General features: G+C 71.8%; 16 protein-coding genes, 1 tRNA gene and 1 pseudogene. 7 read left to right on the top strand and 11 right to left on the bottom strand.

Annotation, left to right across the window (positions count from 1 at the left end; translation table 11 throughout):
- Nucleotides 1–396: pseudogene (locus tag ABH925_RS33310) on the top strand (hypothetical protein); the annotation flags it as partial.
- A 35-nt stretch (nucleotides 397–431) separates the two neighbouring features.
- Here ABH925_RS33310 and ABH925_RS33305 read toward each other — a convergent pair.
- Entirely contained in the window at nucleotides 432–1,289 is an 858-nt protein-coding gene (locus tag ABH925_RS33305) for a thioesterase family protein (protein ID WP_370154236.1), read from the bottom strand.
- 89 nt (nucleotides 1,290–1,378) lie between these two features.
- Here ABH925_RS33305 and ABH925_RS33300 point away from each other — a divergent pair, with 89 nt between their 5' ends.
- Nucleotides 1,379–2,170: an SDR family NAD(P)-dependent oxidoreductase gene (locus ABH925_RS33300; protein WP_370154233.1), complete on the top strand. Its 792-nt coding sequence runs from the start codon at nucleotides 1,379–1,381 to the stop codon at nucleotides 2,168–2,170.
- 34 nt (nucleotides 2,171–2,204) lie between these two features.
- Here the strand turns inward: ABH925_RS33300 and pgi are convergent, their stop codons facing one another.
- From pgi to ABH925_RS33275, 5 genes are all read right to left on the bottom strand, one after another.
- Nucleotides 2,205–3,875, bottom strand: coding sequence for a glucose-6-phosphate isomerase (gene pgi, locus ABH925_RS33295; protein WP_370154230.1), 1,671 nt, complete (start codon nucleotides 3,873–3,875; stop codon nucleotides 2,205–2,207).
- Between the two features lie 127 nt (nucleotides 3,876–4,002).
- On the bottom strand, nucleotides 4,003–5,157 hold the full coding sequence (locus ABH925_RS33290; protein ID WP_370154227.1) for a sensor histidine kinase: 1,155 nt from the start codon (nucleotides 5,155–5,157) through the stop codon (nucleotides 4,003–4,005).
- A complete protein-coding gene (locus ABH925_RS33285; protein WP_370154245.1) occupies nucleotides 5,154–5,735 on the bottom strand; it encodes a response regulator in 582 nt (193 codons plus the stop codon). Before ABH925_RS33285 ends, ABH925_RS33290 begins: the two co-directional genes overlap by 4 nt.
- Before the next feature lie 556 nt (nucleotides 5,736–6,291).
- The gene (locus tag ABH925_RS33280; protein WP_370154224.1) at nucleotides 6,292–7,830 is read right to left on the bottom strand and encodes a DEAD/DEAH box helicase; all 1,539 of its coding nucleotides are present in this window, start codon (nucleotides 7,828–7,830) and stop codon (nucleotides 6,292–6,294) included.
- Nucleotides 7,831–8,016: 186 nt separating this feature from the next.
- Nucleotides 8,017–8,090 (bottom strand) — tRNA-Met (locus ABH925_RS33275).
- A gap of 150 nt (nucleotides 8,091–8,240) precedes the next feature.
- Here ABH925_RS33275 and ABH925_RS33270 point away from each other — a divergent pair.
- From ABH925_RS33270 to ABH925_RS33260, 3 genes are all read left to right on the top strand, one after another.
- Nucleotides 8,241–8,741, top strand: coding sequence for a phosphohydrolase (locus tag ABH925_RS33270; protein ID WP_370154222.1), 501 nt, complete (start codon nucleotides 8,241–8,243; stop codon nucleotides 8,739–8,741).
- Between the two features lie 107 nt (nucleotides 8,742–8,848).
- Nucleotides 8,849–9,700, top strand: coding sequence for an SAM-dependent methyltransferase (locus ABH925_RS33265; RefSeq protein ID WP_370154219.1), 852 nt, complete (start codon nucleotides 8,849–8,851; stop codon nucleotides 9,698–9,700).
- 183 nt (nucleotides 9,701–9,883) lie between these two features.
- A complete protein-coding gene (locus ABH925_RS33260; RefSeq protein WP_370154216.1) occupies nucleotides 9,884–10,891 on the top strand; it encodes an Ig-like domain-containing protein in 1,008 nt (335 codons plus the stop codon).
- A gap of 111 nt (nucleotides 10,892–11,002) precedes the next feature.
- Here ABH925_RS33260 and ABH925_RS33255 read toward each other — a convergent pair whose 3' ends face one another.
- From ABH925_RS33255 to ABH925_RS33240, 4 genes are all read right to left on the bottom strand, one after another.
- Nucleotides 11,003–11,647 carry an NAD(P)H-binding protein gene (locus ABH925_RS33255; RefSeq protein ID WP_370154213.1) on the bottom strand — a complete coding sequence of 215 codons (645 nt, stop codon included), beginning with the start codon at nucleotides 11,645–11,647 and terminating at the stop codon, nucleotides 11,003–11,005.
- A 51-nt stretch (nucleotides 11,648–11,698) separates the two neighbouring features.
- A complete protein-coding gene (locus ABH925_RS33250; RefSeq protein WP_370154211.1) occupies nucleotides 11,699–12,340 on the bottom strand; it encodes a pentapeptide repeat-containing protein in 642 nt (213 codons plus the stop codon).
- 8 nt (nucleotides 12,341–12,348) lie between these two features.
- The gene (locus ABH925_RS33245; RefSeq protein WP_370154209.1) at nucleotides 12,349–13,311 is read right to left on the bottom strand and encodes a helix-turn-helix domain-containing protein; all 963 of its coding nucleotides are present in this window, start codon (nucleotides 13,309–13,311) and stop codon (nucleotides 12,349–12,351) included.
- A 241-nt stretch (nucleotides 13,312–13,552) separates the two neighbouring features.
- Entirely contained in the window at nucleotides 13,553–13,921 is a 369-nt protein-coding gene (locus ABH925_RS33240; protein ID WP_370154206.1) for a hypothetical protein, read from the bottom strand.
- Between the two features lie 83 nt (nucleotides 13,922–14,004).
- Here ABH925_RS33240 and ABH925_RS33235 point away from each other — a divergent pair, with 83 nt between their 5' ends.
- Nucleotides 14,005–14,376 carry an MmcQ/YjbR family DNA-binding protein gene (locus tag ABH925_RS33235; RefSeq protein ID WP_370154203.1) on the top strand — a complete coding sequence of 124 codons (372 nt, stop codon included), beginning with the start codon at nucleotides 14,005–14,007 and terminating at the stop codon, nucleotides 14,374–14,376.
- 201 nt (nucleotides 14,377–14,577) lie between these two features.
- Here the strand turns inward: ABH925_RS33235 and ABH925_RS33230 are convergent, their stop codons facing one another.
- Nucleotides 14,578–15,120: an MOSC domain-containing protein gene (locus ABH925_RS33230; protein ID WP_370154201.1), complete on the bottom strand. Its 543-nt coding sequence runs from the start codon at nucleotides 15,118–15,120 to the stop codon at nucleotides 14,578–14,580.
- Between the two features lie 170 nt (nucleotides 15,121–15,290).
- On the opposite strand from ABH925_RS33230, the gene ABH925_RS33225 reads away from it, so the two are divergent.
- On the top strand, nucleotides 15,291–16,013 hold the full coding sequence (locus ABH925_RS33225) for a spermidine synthase (protein ID WP_370154198.1): 723 nt from the start codon (nucleotides 15,291–15,293) through the stop codon (nucleotides 16,011–16,013).
- The last annotated feature ends 11 nt before the right edge of the window (nucleotides 16,014–16,024 follow it).

The raw sequence follows: 16,024 nt of genomic DNA, 5'->3' as shown, positions 1-16,024 counted from the left end.
GCGAGCGCGTTCTACAACAACCCGCTCGCGATCGAGGACCACGTCGACTTCACCGCCGCCGCGATCAAGGCCGTGGCCGACAGCGGCGCGCGGACCTTCGAGGCCACCGCGGAGGCGGAAGGCGCCTGGGGCACCATGACCGACGGCCTGCTGAACCTGACCCTGCTGCCCAAGGCCAAGAACTCCTACTACATGGGCGCCAACATCCCCGGCAAACCCCGCGCGGCGTTCATCTTCCTGGGCGGCGCACCGCTCTACCGGGCGATCTGCCAGGACGTCAGGGCGAGCGGCTTCGGCGGCTTCGCCATCGACGACGATCCCACACCGGTCCCCCCGATCGTCCAGCTCGACCCCGCAGACGCGCTCGCCCGAGCCCAGGCCGATGAACTGAGCTGAGCCCTGGAGGATTGGCCCGCCCACCCCGGAGCGCGCTAGGCGGGACGGGGTACGACGGCGAGCTGGCGGGACTGGGCGACCAGGCGGCCGGCCGAGTCCCAGACCTCGGCGTCCTCCTCCAGGAAGCCTCCGGCCAGGTTGCGGGTGGAGTGGACCACACGCAGCCAGCCGGGGGCCGGGCGGCTGCGGAGGTGGACGGTGAGTTCCAGGGTGGGCGTCCAGCCGAACAGGCCCAGGTCGAAGGTGACCGGCGGCAGCGCGTCCACGGCGAGCAGCAGCATCAGCGGGTCGGGCTCGCGGCCGTCCGCGAGCCGCAGCCAGCCCTGGATCCGGCCCTCCCCCGAGGGCTCGCCCAGGGCCCAGCCCACGCTCCGCGGGTCGAGCCGCAGGTCCAGCCGCTCCAGCAGTGCGGCCTGGTCCAGGAAGTCCGGCGGCGCGAGTCTGCTGCTGACGCACTGGTCCGGCGGCGGCAGCTGCGGCGGAGTGGCGCTGGTGCGCACCTCGCCGACGGCCTTGTCCAGGTCGCCGTAACTGGCGAGCACCCGCAGCCGCTCCACCGGCTTCCCGTCCTCGTCCCGCTGCAGCATCGTGGCCGCGCCGGTGGTGACGGTGCGTCCGCTGCGGATGGCCTCGGTACGGATCTCGGCGGCGCCCTGGCGGGCCGGCGAGACGTAGTACGCGCTGATCGACAGCGGGTCGGTGTGGCCGTTGGCCGGTGCCAGTTCCTGCCGCAGCGCGTTGGCGGCCACCGCGAGCAGCAGGCCGCCGTTGATGCCGCCGCCGATCCGCCAGCCGCCGTCCAGCACCGCGTCGTAGACCGACGGGTGCCCGGCGCTCGGCGTGACGGCCGTCCCCCGGTCGAACTCGGACGCCTGCTCCACCGCTGCGGTCATGACGGAACCACCCCTCAACAAGTTACTTATCAGTAGCTAACTGTACTCCCGCTTCCCCCTTCATGGTCACCCTGGTATCTGTTCCTTCCATGAGCGTTCACGATCCGTACGGACTCGGCGACCGCGTCGCCGTCGTCACCGGAGCAGGCAGCGGCATCGGCCGCGCCACGGCGCAGGTGCTGGCGGCAGCCGGGGCGTTCGTGGTCTGCGCCGACATCAACGGCGCCGCCGCGCGGGCGACCGCCGAGGGCATCGGCAAGGCCGCGACGGCCACCGGCCTGGACGTCAGCGACCGAGCCCCGGTGTTCGCCCTGATCGAGGGCACCGCGGCCGAGCACGGGCGGCTGGACATCCTCTGCAACGTGGCCGGGATCATCCGCACCGGACGGGTGGTCGACGTGCCCGAGGCGGACCTGGACGCCGTCTGGGACGTCAACTTCAAGGGGACCTTCCACGGCTGCCAGGCCGCCGCGCGGATCATGTGCGAACAGGGCGGGGGCAGCATCGTGAACACCGCGTCGAGCGCGGTGGACACCGCCACGCCGGAGATCATGAGCTACTCGGTGTCCAAGGCCGCCGTGGTCCAGCTGACCAAGAACCTGGCCACCGAGGTCGGCCCGTTCGGGGTGCGGGTCAACGCGGTGGCACCGGGTCTGGTGCGCACCGCGATGACCGCACGGCACTACCTGCTGCCGGACGGCAGCATCGACGAGGCCGCCCGCGCCGCCGCCGAGAAGCCGCTGCGGCGGATCTCCCCGCTGGGGCTGATCGGCGAGCCCGAGGACATCGCCTACGCCGTCCGCTACCTGGTCAGCGACGCCGCCCGGTTCGTGACCGGGCAGATCCTGCGGCCCAACGGCGGCGCGGCGATGCCCTGGTGACAGCACCCTGCCGAGTGACTGCGGCCGGGTCGGTTCAGCGGCCGCGCAGGCTGCGGTAGCGGTCGGCGAGGGCGGCGGTGGACGAGTCCAGCGCCTCCCGTCCGGTGCCCTGCACCAGCACCGGCTCGATCTTCCTCGCCAGCACCTTGCCCAGCTCCACGCCCCACTGGTCGAAGGAGTCGATGTTCCAGATCGCGCCCTGGACGAACACCTTGTGCTCGTAGAGGGCGATCAGCTGGCCCAGCACCGACGGCGTGAGCTCCTCGGCCAGGACGGTCGTGGTCGGGTGGTTGCCCTTGAAGGTCTTGTGCGGCACCAGCTCGGCCGGGACGCCCTCCGCCCTGACCTCCTCCGGGGTCTTCCCGAAGGCCAGCGCCTGGCCCTGCGCGAACAGGTTCGCCATCAGCAGGTCGTGCTGCGCGACCAGGCCCGGGTGCAGCTCGACCAGGTCGGCCACCGGCTTGGCGAAGCCCAGCAGGTCGGCCGGGATCACCTTGGTGCCCTGGTGGATCAGCTGGTAGTAGGCGTGCTGCCCGTTGGTGCCCGGCGTGCCCCAGACCACCGGGCCGGTCTGCCAGCGCACCGGCTGCCCGTCGCGGTCCACCGACTTGCCGTTGGACTCCATGTCCAGCTGCTGCAGGTAGGCGGTGAACTTGGACAGGTAGTGCGAGTATGGCAGCACCGCGTGCGTCTGGGCGTCGAAGAACGCCCCGTACCAGACCCCGAGCAGGCCCATCAGCAGCGGCACGTTCTGCTCCGGCGGGGCGGTGCGGAAGTGCTCGTCCACCAGGTGGAAGCCGTCCAGCATCTCGCGGAAGCGGTCCGGGCCGATGGCGATCATCAGCGACAGGCCGATTGCCGAGTCGTAGGAGTAACGGCCGCCCACCCAGTCCCAGAACTCGAACATGTTGGCCACGTCGATACCGAAGTCCGAGACCGCGACACCGTTGGTGGACAGCGCGACGAAGTGCCTGGCCACCGCCTCCTGGCCGCTGCGCAGCCCGGTCATCAGCCAGTCGCGGGCCGAGGTGGCGTTGGTGATGGTCTCGATGGTGGTGAAGGTCTTGGAGGCGACGATGAACAGCGTCTCGGCCGGGTCCAGGTCCCGCACCGCCTCGTGCAGGTCGGCGCCGTCCACGTTGGAGACGAAACGCACGGTCAGACCGCGGTCGGAGAAGGAGCGCAGCGCCTCGTAGGCCATCGCCGGGCCCAGGTCCGAGCCGCCGATGCCGATGTTGACGACGTTGCGGATCCGCTTGCCGGTGTGGCCGGTCCACTCCCCCGAGCGGATCCGGTCCGCGAAGCCGGCCATCTTGTCGAGCACCCGGTGCACGGCGGGGACCACGTTCTCGCCGTCGACCTCGATCACCGCGTCACGCGGGGCGCGCAGTGCGGTGTGCAGCACGGCCCGGTTCTCGGTGATGTTGATCTTCTCGCCGCGGAACATCGCCTCCCGCAGCTCCGCCACACCCCGGGCGGCGGCGAGTTCCCGCAGCAGGCCCAGGGTCTCGTCGGTCACCAGGTGCTTGGAGTAGTCCAGGTAGAGATCGCCCACCTGCAGGGTGTAGCGCGAGCCGCGGGTGGGGTCGTCGGCGAACAGCTCCCGCAGATGCACCTCCCCCAGCTGCGCCCGGTGCTTGCCCAGCTCCGCCCACTCGGGCGAACGGTCCAGCGGAAGCCTGTCGGCCCGGGTTCCCTCGGACATCGCGTCCACTCCATCCTGAAGATGATCGGTACGCATCCGAGCCTATCCTCGCTCGCCGCCGGGCGAGGGCCAAGCGCAGCCCTGCCGTAAGGCAACGTCAGGTCGCCACACCTGAGGCCTCGTCGGCTCAGGGGGCGTCGGCGGGCACGGGTGCGACCGGGACGTCCAGCCGGACCGCGAAGCCGCCCTCGGGGGTGGGCCCCGCCGTCAGCGTCCCGCCGAGCAGGGTGGCCCGCTCGCGCAGGCCCACGATGCCGTGACCGCCACCGGGCAGGTCGGACAGGTCCGACCAGGACCGGACCTCGGCGGGCGGCCCGTTCACCACGGACACCCGCAACCGCTCCTCCTCGGCCCGCACGCTCACCCGCGTCGTCGCACCCGGCGCGTGCTTGCGGACGTTGGTCAGCGCCTCCTGGACGGTGCGGTAGGCGGCCCGCTCCACCGGCTCGGGCAGGAACCCGGCGATCGGCTCGGCCATCCACTCGGCCATCGCCAGGCTGGCGTCCACCTCCGACTCGGCGACCAGGCGCTGCAGGTCGGACAGCCGCGGCTGCGGTACCAGCTCGGTCGGCCCGGCCCCGGCGGCCCGCAGCACCAGGATCATGCTGCGCAGTTCCTCCAGCGTGGCCACCGCCAGCCCGCGCAGGGTGGCCGCGGTCTCCCGCACCGCCGGGTCGGCGGCGGTCACCTGCAGCGCCCCGGCCTGCACCGCGATCAGCCCGGCCTGGTGCGAGACCACGTCGTGCATCTCCCGCGCGATCCGGGCCCGCTCGCGGGCCAGCACCGTCTCGGCGTGCAGCTCGCGTTCCTGGTCCCGCAGCACGGCCAGCTCGGCGATCCGGGCGGACAGCGCCTCCCGGGTCTGCACCAGCAGCCCCAGCGCCGCCGGACCGCTGGCGATCAGCACCGCGTAGACCAGGTGCTGGGCGATGTCGCTGGCCGACTCCTTGGCGAAGTCGGTGATCGGCCAGGGCACGAAGGCCCCTATGCCGACCATGCCGGCGGCGACCCAGGCCTGCCACGGCGGCCGGCGGGTGGACGCGACCGCGTACAGCGCCGCCATCGCGGCCACCATGGCGGTCCCGGCGTAGAGGCCGGGCAGGACCGCCAGCAGCACCAGCCGGGGGAACCTGCGGCGCAGCAGCAGCGCCGCGCCGGCGATCAGCGAGGCGGTGAAGGTCCAGTCCCGGGGCCCGGGGAAGTTCAGCAGCGCGTCCACGGTGGCGGCGGCCACCAGGACCAGGGTGACGCCGATGCTGCGCAGCCTGGCGAGGGCGGTCATTCGACCAGCCCCGCGCGCTCGGCGAGCACCGCCGCCTGGATCCGGTTGGCCACCCCGAGTTTGGTGAGCACGGCGCTGACGTAGTCCTTCACGGTGGCGGCGCCGAGGTGCATCCGGGCGCCGATCTCGATGTTCGACAGTCCCTGGCCGAGATGCGCCAGCACCTGCCGCTCGCGCTCGCTGAGGCTGTCCAGGGCCGCTCCGGCCCGCTGGTCACGGCCCCGTCCGCTGCTGCGCAGCCGCCGCAGCACCGGCGCGGACAGGCATCCGGCCCCGGTCGCCACCGCGCGGACCGAGCGGGCCAGGGTGTCCGGCTCGGTGTCCTTGAGCAGGAAACCGCCGGCGCCGAGGCGCAGCGCCTGGTCCAGGTACTCGTCGGTGTCGAAGGTGGTCAGCATGGCGACCTCGGGGGCGTCGGGCAGCTCCCGCAGCCGGCGCAGGACGGTCAGCCCGTCGATGTCCGGCATCCGCACGTCCAGCAGCACCACGTGCGGGCGGTGCTTGCGGACCACCGCCAGGGTCTCCACGCCGGAGCAGGTGGCGACCACGTCGATGTCCGGGGCGGTGCCGAGGATCATCGCGAGGCCCGACCGGATCAGCGCCTCGTCGTCGACCACGACCACGCGCAGCACAGCGTCGACCCGCTCGACACCGTGGTCGAACGGATCGGCGGGGGCGGAGGCTTCGGTAGGCACCACGGGGGCTAGTTCCAGACTCTGACCAGGGAGATCGGGGTGAACCCCAGAGCGCGACCGTACCCCAGAGCGGAACGACGGGCGAATTCCGGACGTACACCGCCGAGCATCACGCAGACCCCCGTTCGGTGGGTGGATCACCCCTGGTCGGGGGTGCAACGGCCGTTCGAGTACGACCATGATGAGCCACTGGCGTGCTCTGCGCGCGCGGCGGCGGGCACTACGGGGGGGTGCCCGCCCGCCGCACCCCTCGCACCGGCAGGAGCCCGAGGCACGCGGACGAGGGGCCGAGGCGCCGGACGAGCGCCCAGGCCGCGCGGGCGAGTGGCCCGGGGGGCAGGCGAATTCCCTCACCACCGGCTACAAGCGCGTACACCGCCCGCCACAGCACGAAGTCCCCCCGGCAGAGCCGGGGGGACTTCGTTGCTACCTGGAGGTGTCAGGCGGCGCGGGGCGGGCGGCCGGGACGGTCACCCGCGGGCCGACGGGGACGACGTCCGCGCCCGCCGGCGTTGCCGCCACCGGCGCTGTTGCCGCCGCCGCGCGGACCCCGGGAGGACTGCGCGGGCACCGCGGGCGCGGGCGGGGCGATGACCACGGGGACGCCGCTGGGCTTGCGGGCGCCGGTGATCCGCGAGAGCTCGGCGTCGCCGCCGGCCCGGACCCGGTCGTTGTTGGGGGTGATGCCGGCGTCGGCCATCAGCCGGGCCATCTCCCGGCGCTGGTTGGCCAGCACCAGGGTGACCACGGTGCCGGACTCGCCGGCCCGCGCGGTACGGCCGCCGCGGTGCAGGTAGTCCTTGTGGTCGGTGGGCGGGTCCACGTTCACGACCAGGTCGAGGTTGTCCACGTGGATGCCACGCGCGGCGACGTTGGTCGCCACCAGCGCGGTGATGTGGCCTTCCTTGAACTGCTCCAGCACCCGGTTCCGCTGCGGCTGCGACTTCCCGCCGTGCAGCGAGGCCGCCCGCACGCCGTTGGCGAGCAGCTCCTTGGCCAGCTTGTCGGTGGCGTGCTTGGTGTCCATGAACATGATCACGCGGCCCTCACGGGCGGCGATCTCCACGGCCACGGCCCGCTTGTCGGTGTCCGCGACATAGAGCACGTGGTGCTCCATGGTGGTCACCGCACCGGCCGAGGGGTCGACCGAGTGGGTCACCGGGTCGGTCAGGAAGCGGCGGACCAGGCGGTCGACGTTGCGGTCCAGGGTGGCCGAGAACAGCATCGTCTGGCCGTCCGGGCGGACCTGCTCCAGCAGCGCGGTGACCTGGGGCAGGAAGCCCATGTCGGCCATCTGGTCGGCCTCGTCCAGCACGGTGATCGCGACCCGGTCCAGCCGGGCGTCGCCGCGGTCGATCAGGTCCTTGAGGCGACCGGGTGTGGCGATCAGCACCTCGGCGCCACGGCGCAGCGCACCGGCCTGACGGCCGATCGACATCCCGCCGACCACCGTGGTCAGCCGAAGGTTCACCGCGGTGGCGTAGGGGGTGAGCGCGTCGGTGACCTGCTGCGCCAGCTCGCGGGTCGGCACCAGCACCAGGGCCAGCGGGCACTTGGGCTCGGCGCGGCGGCCGGCGGTACGGGCCAGCAGCGCCAGGCCGAAGGCGAGGGTCTTGCCGGAGCCGGTACGGCCGCGGCCGAGCACGTCGCGCCCGGCCAGAGTGTTGGGGAGGGTGGCCGCCTGGATCGGGAACGGCTCAACGACACCCTCGCGGGCCAGCGTCGCCAGCAGGCCCTTGGGCATGTCCAGCTCGTCGAACCGGGCGACGGCGGGCAGCGCCGGGGTGGTGCTCACGGGCATCTCGAACTCGCCCTGGGGGGCGGTGGTGGGGCGACGGCGCGGCGCGCCGCCCTGTCCCCCACGACCGCGGAACTGCGACTGGCCCGCGCCACCGGCGCTCCGGCCGCTCGTCCCGGTGGGACGACCGAAGCGCGTGGTGGGGCGGGGATCATTGGAACGGCTGGTGCGATGGTTCATACAGAACCTTCCTCATAGCGGCACGCTTCGAGGAGAGCTCCGCAGCGCAGGGCGCGGAGGTTCGCACAAACGAGCCAGGGGGGCGGAGAGACTTCTCCGCAGTGAGCGGGTGGCCATGCCAGCAGACTGCTCGCAGGCAAAACTCTGCAGGCCCAGCGTGTGAACGCCGGGCCTACAGAGTTCAAGTAGCGGGGACAGGATTTGAACCTGCGACCTCTGGGTTATGAGCCCAGCGAGCTACCGAGCTGCTCCACCCCGCGTCGGTTCCTCAACTCTAGCAGAGCGTGCGGATCATCGTGTCGGTCGTGGCCGCCGGGCAGCGATCGGGCCCCGCCGGCCACGCCCACCGAATCGAACCCGGTGACGTCGGGCCCCCTGTCATCGGCAGCCCCGCACGCTAGGGTCGGCCCGTGGCCGAACTGACTCTCGCCGAGGTGGACCTGCTGGCCGCCGAGGCCCATGCCGGGCAGACCGACAAGGCCGGAGTGCCGTACGTCACGCATGTGCGTGCCGTCTCCCGTGGGCTCGCCCCGTTCGGCGTCGGCCTGCAGATGGCGGGACTGCTGCACGACGCGCTGGAGGACACCGCGCTGACGGAGCGCCGACTGCTGGACGCGGGCGTCCCCGCCACGGTCGTCGCCACCGTACTGCGGGTCAGCAACCGGCCGGGTGTCCCCTACCAGGACATGATCACCGGCATCGCGACCGACCACGCCGCCACCCTGCTCAAGATCTCCGACAACGCCCACAACAGCCTGGCGTCCCGCGCCGCCGTCCTGACCGCCGAGCAGCGCGGCCGGTTTGCCGCCAAGTACGCGGCCGCGCGCCGGGTGCTGTGGCCGGCGGCGGCCCGGGACGATGTCGCGGTGATCCTACGGATCGTCAACCCCGCTCTGCTCAGCGAACTCTGAGACTTCCGGACCGCGATGGGCCACTGGACGGAGAAGTGATTGGCATCAGTAGCATGGTGCCCGCCGTTCAGGTGATGCGGCATTCAGCGAAGGGGAGGACGGCGCCGATGAGTGACACCTGGGACTGGGGCACCAGCTCGGACGGGGACCGCGCGCCGAGCACCGACCTGCGCACCGACATCCCGCACCCGGCCCGGATGTACGACTACTACCTCGGCGGCAAGGACAACTTCGCCGCCGACCGGGCCGCCGCCGCCAAGGTGGTGGAGCTGCTCCCCAGCGCCCCGGCCGGTTCCCGGGCCAACCGGCGCTTCCTCGGCCGGGCCGTACGCTTCGCGGCCGAGCTGGGTATCCGCCAGTTCCTCGACATCGGCACCGGAATCCCGGCGTCCAACAACACCCACGAGGTGGCCCAGGCCTCCGCGCCGGACTCCCGCGTGGTCTACGTGGACAACGACCCCATCGTGCTGGCGCACGCGCGGGCCCTGCTGCAGGGCACCCCGCAGGGCCGCACCGCCTACGTGGACGCGGACTTCCGCTCCCCGGGGTCGATCCTGGACGCCCCGCAGACCAAGGAACTGCTGGACTTCTCCCAGCCGGTGGCCCTGCTCTCGGTCGCGCTGCTGCACTTCTTCCCGGACAGCACGGACCCCTTCGCACTGCTCGACCAGTACAAGTCGGTGCTCGCGCCGGGCAGTGTGCTGATTCTCACGCACGGCACCGGTGAGCTGATGTCGCCGGAGGTCGCCCGCTCCATCGAGGCCGTCTACACCGCCTCCGGGCTGAACATCACCTCGCGCGGAAAGGCCGAGGTGCTGCGCTTCTTCGACGGGATGGAGCTGGTCGAGCCGGGCGTCGTCCCGGTGCACGAGTGGCGCCCGGACGGGCACGAGGACGACCGGACGATGACCCGCGAGGAGATCGCCGGCTACGCCGGGGTCGCCGTCAGACGCGGCTGACCGGGGCTGTCAGCCGCGGCCGAAGCAGCCGAAACAGCTCGTAGGACACCTATCAATGCTGGTCAGGGGATCGAGTCCGAATCTTGACCAAGGCGGTGAGTGTCAGCTGGAACCGGATGCGTAGGGTTACGAGTCTCGAAAGATGTTGGAAATCAGATGAAGTGACGTGGGCGGAGCTAAGGCGTGGGTCGGATCAAGAACGGCATAGGTATCGCACTGCTGGCGGGCGCGGTGCTGGCGGGGGCCACTGGCTGTGGCGGCAGCGCCTCGGCGAAGGCAGCCAACAGCGGCAGCGGCTCCGTGGCGAGTGCCAGCAGCAGTGCGAGCGCTTCGGACGGGGCGAGCACCAGCGCGAGCCCGACTCCGTCGCCCACACCGACGCATCCGGCGGGGCCGCCACTGCAGCTCGACTCCATCACCCCCGCGGACGGCTCGACCGTCGGCGTGGCGATGCCCATATCCATCGTCTTCTCGCACCCGGTGGCCACCTCGGCCCGGGCCGCGGTGGAGACGGCGCTGAAGGTCACCACCGCACCCGCCACCACCGGCAGCTGGCACTGGTATACCGGCGGCCAGCGGGTCGACTGGCGCCCGCAGAACTTCTGGGCCTCCGGCACCAAGGTGACCGTGGACGCCGCGCTGAACAACGTCGGCGACGGCAACGGCCGCTACGGCACCCATGACTACACCCACAGCTTCACCATCGGCGCGGACGTGGAGACCAAGGTCAGCGTCCCCGGCCACACCATGACGGTGACCCGCAACGGCGCGGTGGTGCGGACCATGGCGATCGACGCCGGCAGCGCCACCTTCCCGTCCTGGGACGGCACCATGGCGGTGATCGACAAGTCCGCGGAGGTGCACATGACCTCCTGCAGCGTCGGCATCAGCTGTGACAAGAACAGCCCGAACTTCTACGACCTGACCCTGCCGTGGGACGTGCACCTCACCGACTCGGGCACCTACGTGCACTTCTCGACGGGCGACCCGCAGCCGGGCCACAGCGAGGGCACGCATGGCTGCGTGCACCTGTCCCTGTCGAACTCGCAGTGGTTCTACAACTACGTGGAGCAGGGTGACCCGGTCACCATCACCGGCTCCCCGCGCGGCAACGCCGACCCGGACAACGGCTACGCGGCGTTCAACCTGAGCTGGGCCCAGTGGACCGCCGGCAGCGCGCTGCCGCACTGATCCCGGCCACGCCCGCCCCGGAGGGGCGCGGATAGGCGCACGCACGACACCGCCCGCTGCGGGGGCGCGAGGCCCAGCCTCGCGCCCCCGTAGTCCGTTTTCGGCGGCGGTTCAGCGGATCTGGGTGACGTGCGCGTCCCCGCTGACGAGTTCGAGGGTCAGCCCGATCGTGTGCGGGGCGTGCAGCAGCTCCGCCAGCACCGCCGCTACGTCCGCGCGCGGGACGCTGCCGGTGCCGGTGTGCTCGGCGAGGAAGACCATGCCGGTGCCGGGCTCGTCGGTGAGAGCGCCGGGGCGCAGGATCGTCCAGTCCAGTTCCTTGCGGGCCGAGACGTCCGCGTCCGCCGCACCCTTGGCACGCAGGTAGGCCGCGAACACCGGGTCGGTACCGGGACCCGGCTCGCTGCCCGCGCCCATGGAGGAGACCACCACGAAGCGCCGGACGCCGGCCTGCTCCGCGGCGTCCGCGAGCAGCACGGCGGCCGCGCGGTCCACCGTGTCCTTCCGGTCCGCGCCGCTGCCGGGTCCGGCCCCGGCGGCGAAGACCGCCGCGTCCGCGCCCTGCAGTACGTCGGCGACCTGGTCCACCGAGGCCGACTCCAGGTCCAGCACGACGGGCTCCGCGCCCGCCGCACGCAGGTCCTGCTGTTGCTCGGCGCGGCGGATCAGCCCGACCGGCGTGTCGCCGCGGGCCGCGAGCAGCCGTTCGAGGTGGAGGGCGATCTGACCGTGTCCGCCTGCGATGACAATGCGCATACTGCCGATCGTGTCATGCGTGGCCGAGCGGCGCGAGCGTTCGGCACGCCGTCAGGCGACCTTCAGCCCCAGCGCGGTGGCGATGACGGCGGCCTGGCCGAGGTCGATGACGGCCCCGCGCAGCTCGACCGTCAGCGGGTCCAGCGAGGACAGGTCGCTGCCGCGCAGGTCGGCCCCGCTGAGCTTGGACCTGTGCAGCATCGAGCCGGACAGATCGGTCCGTATCACCGTGGCCCGCTCCAGCCGGGCCCCGGTCAGGTCGGCCTCCCGCATCCGGACGCCCTCGAACCCGGCCTGACGCAGGTCGGCCCCGGGCAGGCCGACGAAGGACCAGTCCCCACCGGTGACCTGGAACAGTGTGAAGCTCGACTCCTGGAACAGGCTGCCGACCAGCTTGCAGTCGGTGAACCGGGTGTCGAAGAAGACGCACCGCCGAAAGGTGCAGTTGGTGAAGGCCGAGCCCTGGTGCCGGGACGCGTTGAACTGCACCCCGCTGAAGGTGCACTCGTCGAAGAGCGCGCCCTTGGTGGTCACCTCCGTCCAGTCGGTGTCGACGAAGGAGTGGCGGGTGAAGGTCTGCCCCGCGAGGTCCCGGGCGTACCAGTCCTCACCCCGGACCACCCGCTGCGGATCGGGGATCGGAGCCTTGGACGATGTGGGGTCGATGTTGGCACGCGCACGTTCGACGGTCATGACGCCAGTCAACACCCGGGGTCTGACAACGCGAAGGTCCGCCGGTAGTCCATCGGCGTCACCCCGACCGCGCGGCGGAAGTGGTGCCGCAGCAGCGGGGCCGTGCCGAAGCCGCAGACGCGCGCGATCTCGTCGATGCCCATCGCGGACTCCTCCAGCAGCCGCCGCGCGTGCAGCACCCGCTGGGTGGAGATCCACCGCTGCGGGGTGGTCCCGGTCTCGGCCGCGAAGCGGCGGGCCAGGGTGCGGGTCGACAGCTGGGCCCGGCGGGCCAGCGAGGCCACCGAGTGCTCGCTGTCGAGGTGGTCCACCATCCAGGTCAGCAGCGGTTCCAAGCTCTCGGCCTCGCAGTCGGGCATCGGCGCGGCGACGAACTGGCGCTGCCCGCCGTCGCGTTGCGGGGGGACGACCATCCGGCGGGCGATGGCTGTGGCGGGCCCCGAGCCCAGCTCGCGACGGACCAGGTGCAGGCAGGCGTCGATGCCCGACGCCGTTCCGGCGCTGGTGATGATGTCACCGTCGTCGACGAACAGCACGTCGGGGTCCAGCACCGCGGCCGGGAACCGCTGGGCGAACTCGTCGACATGGCGCCAGTGGGTGGTGCAGCGGCGGCCGTCCAGCAGTCCGGTCGCGCCGAGCAGGAAAGCCCCGCTGCAGACGGTGAGCAGGGTCGCGCCCCGGGCCGAGGCCGTCCGTACCGCGTCCAGCACGGCCGGCGGGTACTCGTCCCGGATGGCGTAGGCGGGGATGGCGACCAGATCGGCCTCCGCGAGTACGTCCAGCCCGTGGTCGGGGACGATGTCGGCGCCCACGGTCAGCCGCAGGCGCTCGCCGGGCCGTTCGGCGCAGACCAGGAAGTCGAACGGCGGCACACCGTCCTCGGTGCGGTCGATCCCGAAGACTTCGCAGACCACGCCGAACTCGAAGGGGGCGACCCCGTCGATCAGGACGGTGGCGACGGTTCTCAGCATGCCGCCAGAGTAGCTGGCAGGATTTTGTCGCACCAGGGCACAGCTGCCACTTATGGCAGGAAGTTGTGTGGAGAAGAATTACTGCCATGACAACGACACTGATCGCCCTGGTCCTGATCGGCCTCCTCGCCCTCGCCCTTGAGCGCAACCACCGCCGCCAGCCGCCCGGCCCCCGGTCGCCCCTCGCCGGAAGCAGCGACATCCCCGACCGCGACACACAGCGGGTGCGCGCCGAACTCGCCTACCCGGCCGAGGACATCCGCAGCACGTCCAGCACCAGCACCGCCACCGCCCAGGAGCCGAAGAGCAGGAAGGCGCCGACGCCCGCGCCGCTGCGCCGGCCCGGCGCCGCCGGCCTCACCAGGTAGAGCGCGCACACGGGGGTGAGGATCGCCGCCCCGACCACCCCGGCCGCCGGCGCGAACAGCCCCACCGTCGCGAGCACCGCGCCGAGCAGCTTCACCGGAGCGAACACCCGGGTCGCCAGCGACGGCGGATAGCCCGTGAAGGTGGTGAACATCGGCATGGTGCGGCCGGTCCACAGATTGATCGGCGCCATCACGAACTCGGCCACCAGCAGGACCGTCAGGATCCACACGGCAATCGTCACTGGAGCGGAAACCCTCCCTCGGAAGACCTGATCGGACGGGTGCGCGGACCACACCGACGGCGAGGCTACGGCAGACTGCCACCATGACGCCGGAGATTCTCAAAGCCGCCTGCCTCGCCCTGAACGGGGCCGTCGAGACCTTCCCCTTCGACTCCGAGACCTCGGTCTTCAAGGTCGGCGGGAAGATGTTCGCGATCAGCGCCCTGGACGGCGCCCCGCTGAGCGTCAGCCTCAAGTGCGAACCGGAGCTGGCACTTCAGCTGCGCGAGGCGCACCCGGAGATCACCGGCGGCTGGCACCTCAACAAGCGCCACTGGAACACGGTCGCCCTGAGCGGCTCACTGCCCGACAGGCAGGTGCTCGAAATGATCGAGGACTCCTACGACCTGATCGTCGCCAAGCTGCCGCGCGCGGAGCGGCTGAAGCTCGACTGGCGCGGAGAGGCCAAGGCCTGACCCTGCCGGAGGCATGCGGAAGCCGGCGATGGCTGCCCACCCCCGGTATTGACAAGGAGATATGTCGACCCGTCAGCCCCGCCGGGACACCGCGCGTCCCAATCCGTCGTGTCGCGCCCGGCTGCGGGACCCCGGCACCGATCGGCAGCCGCGCGACACCGGCCCCGATCGGCGGCCGCTCGGGACAGCGGGCCCGGTCGGTCAGACCGGCTGCAGCGGCTGGTGCGGCTCAGCGGGCAGCTCGACGCGGATCGGGTCGCCCGGACGGACCTCGCCGCCCTGCAGCACCACGCCCATGACCCCGCTCTTGCGGACCACGGTGCCCTCCTCGTCGCGACCGAGGACGGCCTTCATCAGGCCGGGCTGGAAATCGTTGATCTGGCCGCAGGGGTTGCGCAGCCCGGTCACCTCGACCACGGCCTCCGCACCCAGATGCAGCCTGGCCCCGCACGGCAGGCCCAGCAGGTCGACGCCGACAGTGGTGACGTTCTCCCCCAGCTCGCCCGCCGCGACGGTGAACCCCGCCTCGCGCAGCTCCTCGTGGAGCTCGCTGTGGATCAGATGCACCTGCCGGAGGTTCGGCTGGGTGGGATCCTGCGCCACCCGGAACAGGTGCTGCACGGTCTCCCCGAAGTGCGAGTCCCCCTCCACCCCCAGCCCCGCGAGCAGCCGGATGGACTCCGCGTTCGGCTTGCTGAACTCATGCACCGGACTGAGGCTGACCGCCGACACCGCGCCGCTCACCTGCGTCTCCTCCCCGCAGCGACCCCCTGCCGCCAACCCGACCACTGTACCCGTCCGGCCCTGCACCGCCCCGGCGCGCCTGCCCGCGCTCCCGGGGGTCGGACTCCCCTCGTTCGAGGGTGCGGGGCAGTCGGTGCCATGCTGGGCCGCGTAACGAACGAGGGAGAACAGTGAGCGCACGTTTTCAGGAGCTCGACTGGCGTCGGACGCCGTTGGGGGAGATCGCGCTGCGACGGCGGTGGTATGCCGACGTGGGCAAGGACGTCTACGAGATCAAGCTCAACGACGAGTACCTGATGTCCAGTCTCTTCACCGTCGCCGAGGTGGAGCTCGGTCGCCTGGCGCTCAAGGAGTTGGCCGGGACTACGGACCTCGACGTCGTCGTCGGCGGGCTGGGGCTGGGCTGCACCGCACAGGCGGTGCTGGAGAGCGCGGACGTCCGGTCGCTCGTGGTCATCGACGCGCTCGGCGCGGTGATCGAATGGCACCGGCGCGATCTGATTCCGTCCGGGGTGGCCGCCGATCCGCGCTGCCGGCTGGTCGAGGGTGACTTCTTCGCGATGGCGCAGTCGCCCGAGGGGCTTGACCCCGAGGTCGCCGACCGGCGCTTCCACGCGATCGTCGTGGACATCGACCATTCGCCGCGCCATCTGCTGCACCCCGGCAACGCCTCCTTCTACGAGCCCGCGGGGCTGCGGCGGCTCAGCGAACAGCTGCACCCCGGCGGGGTGTTCGCACTCTGGTCCAACGACTCGCCGGACCAGGAGTTCACGGACACCCTGGCAGGGATCTTCGCCGAGGTACGGGCCGAGGTCGTCACCTTCGACAACCCGCTCCAGCACCGCGAGGCGGCCAACACCGTCTACCTCGCCAGGACGGCACCGGCCGGGTAGCCACAGGCAGA

The organism is Streptacidiphilus sp. EB129 (genome assembly GCF_041262645.1).
Classification (GTDB): domain Bacteria; phylum Actinomycetota; class Actinomycetes; order Streptomycetales; family Streptomycetaceae; genus Streptacidiphilus.
Note: the sequence above shows the minus strand (reverse complement) of the source record. Positions and strands in the feature narration are given on the sequence as shown.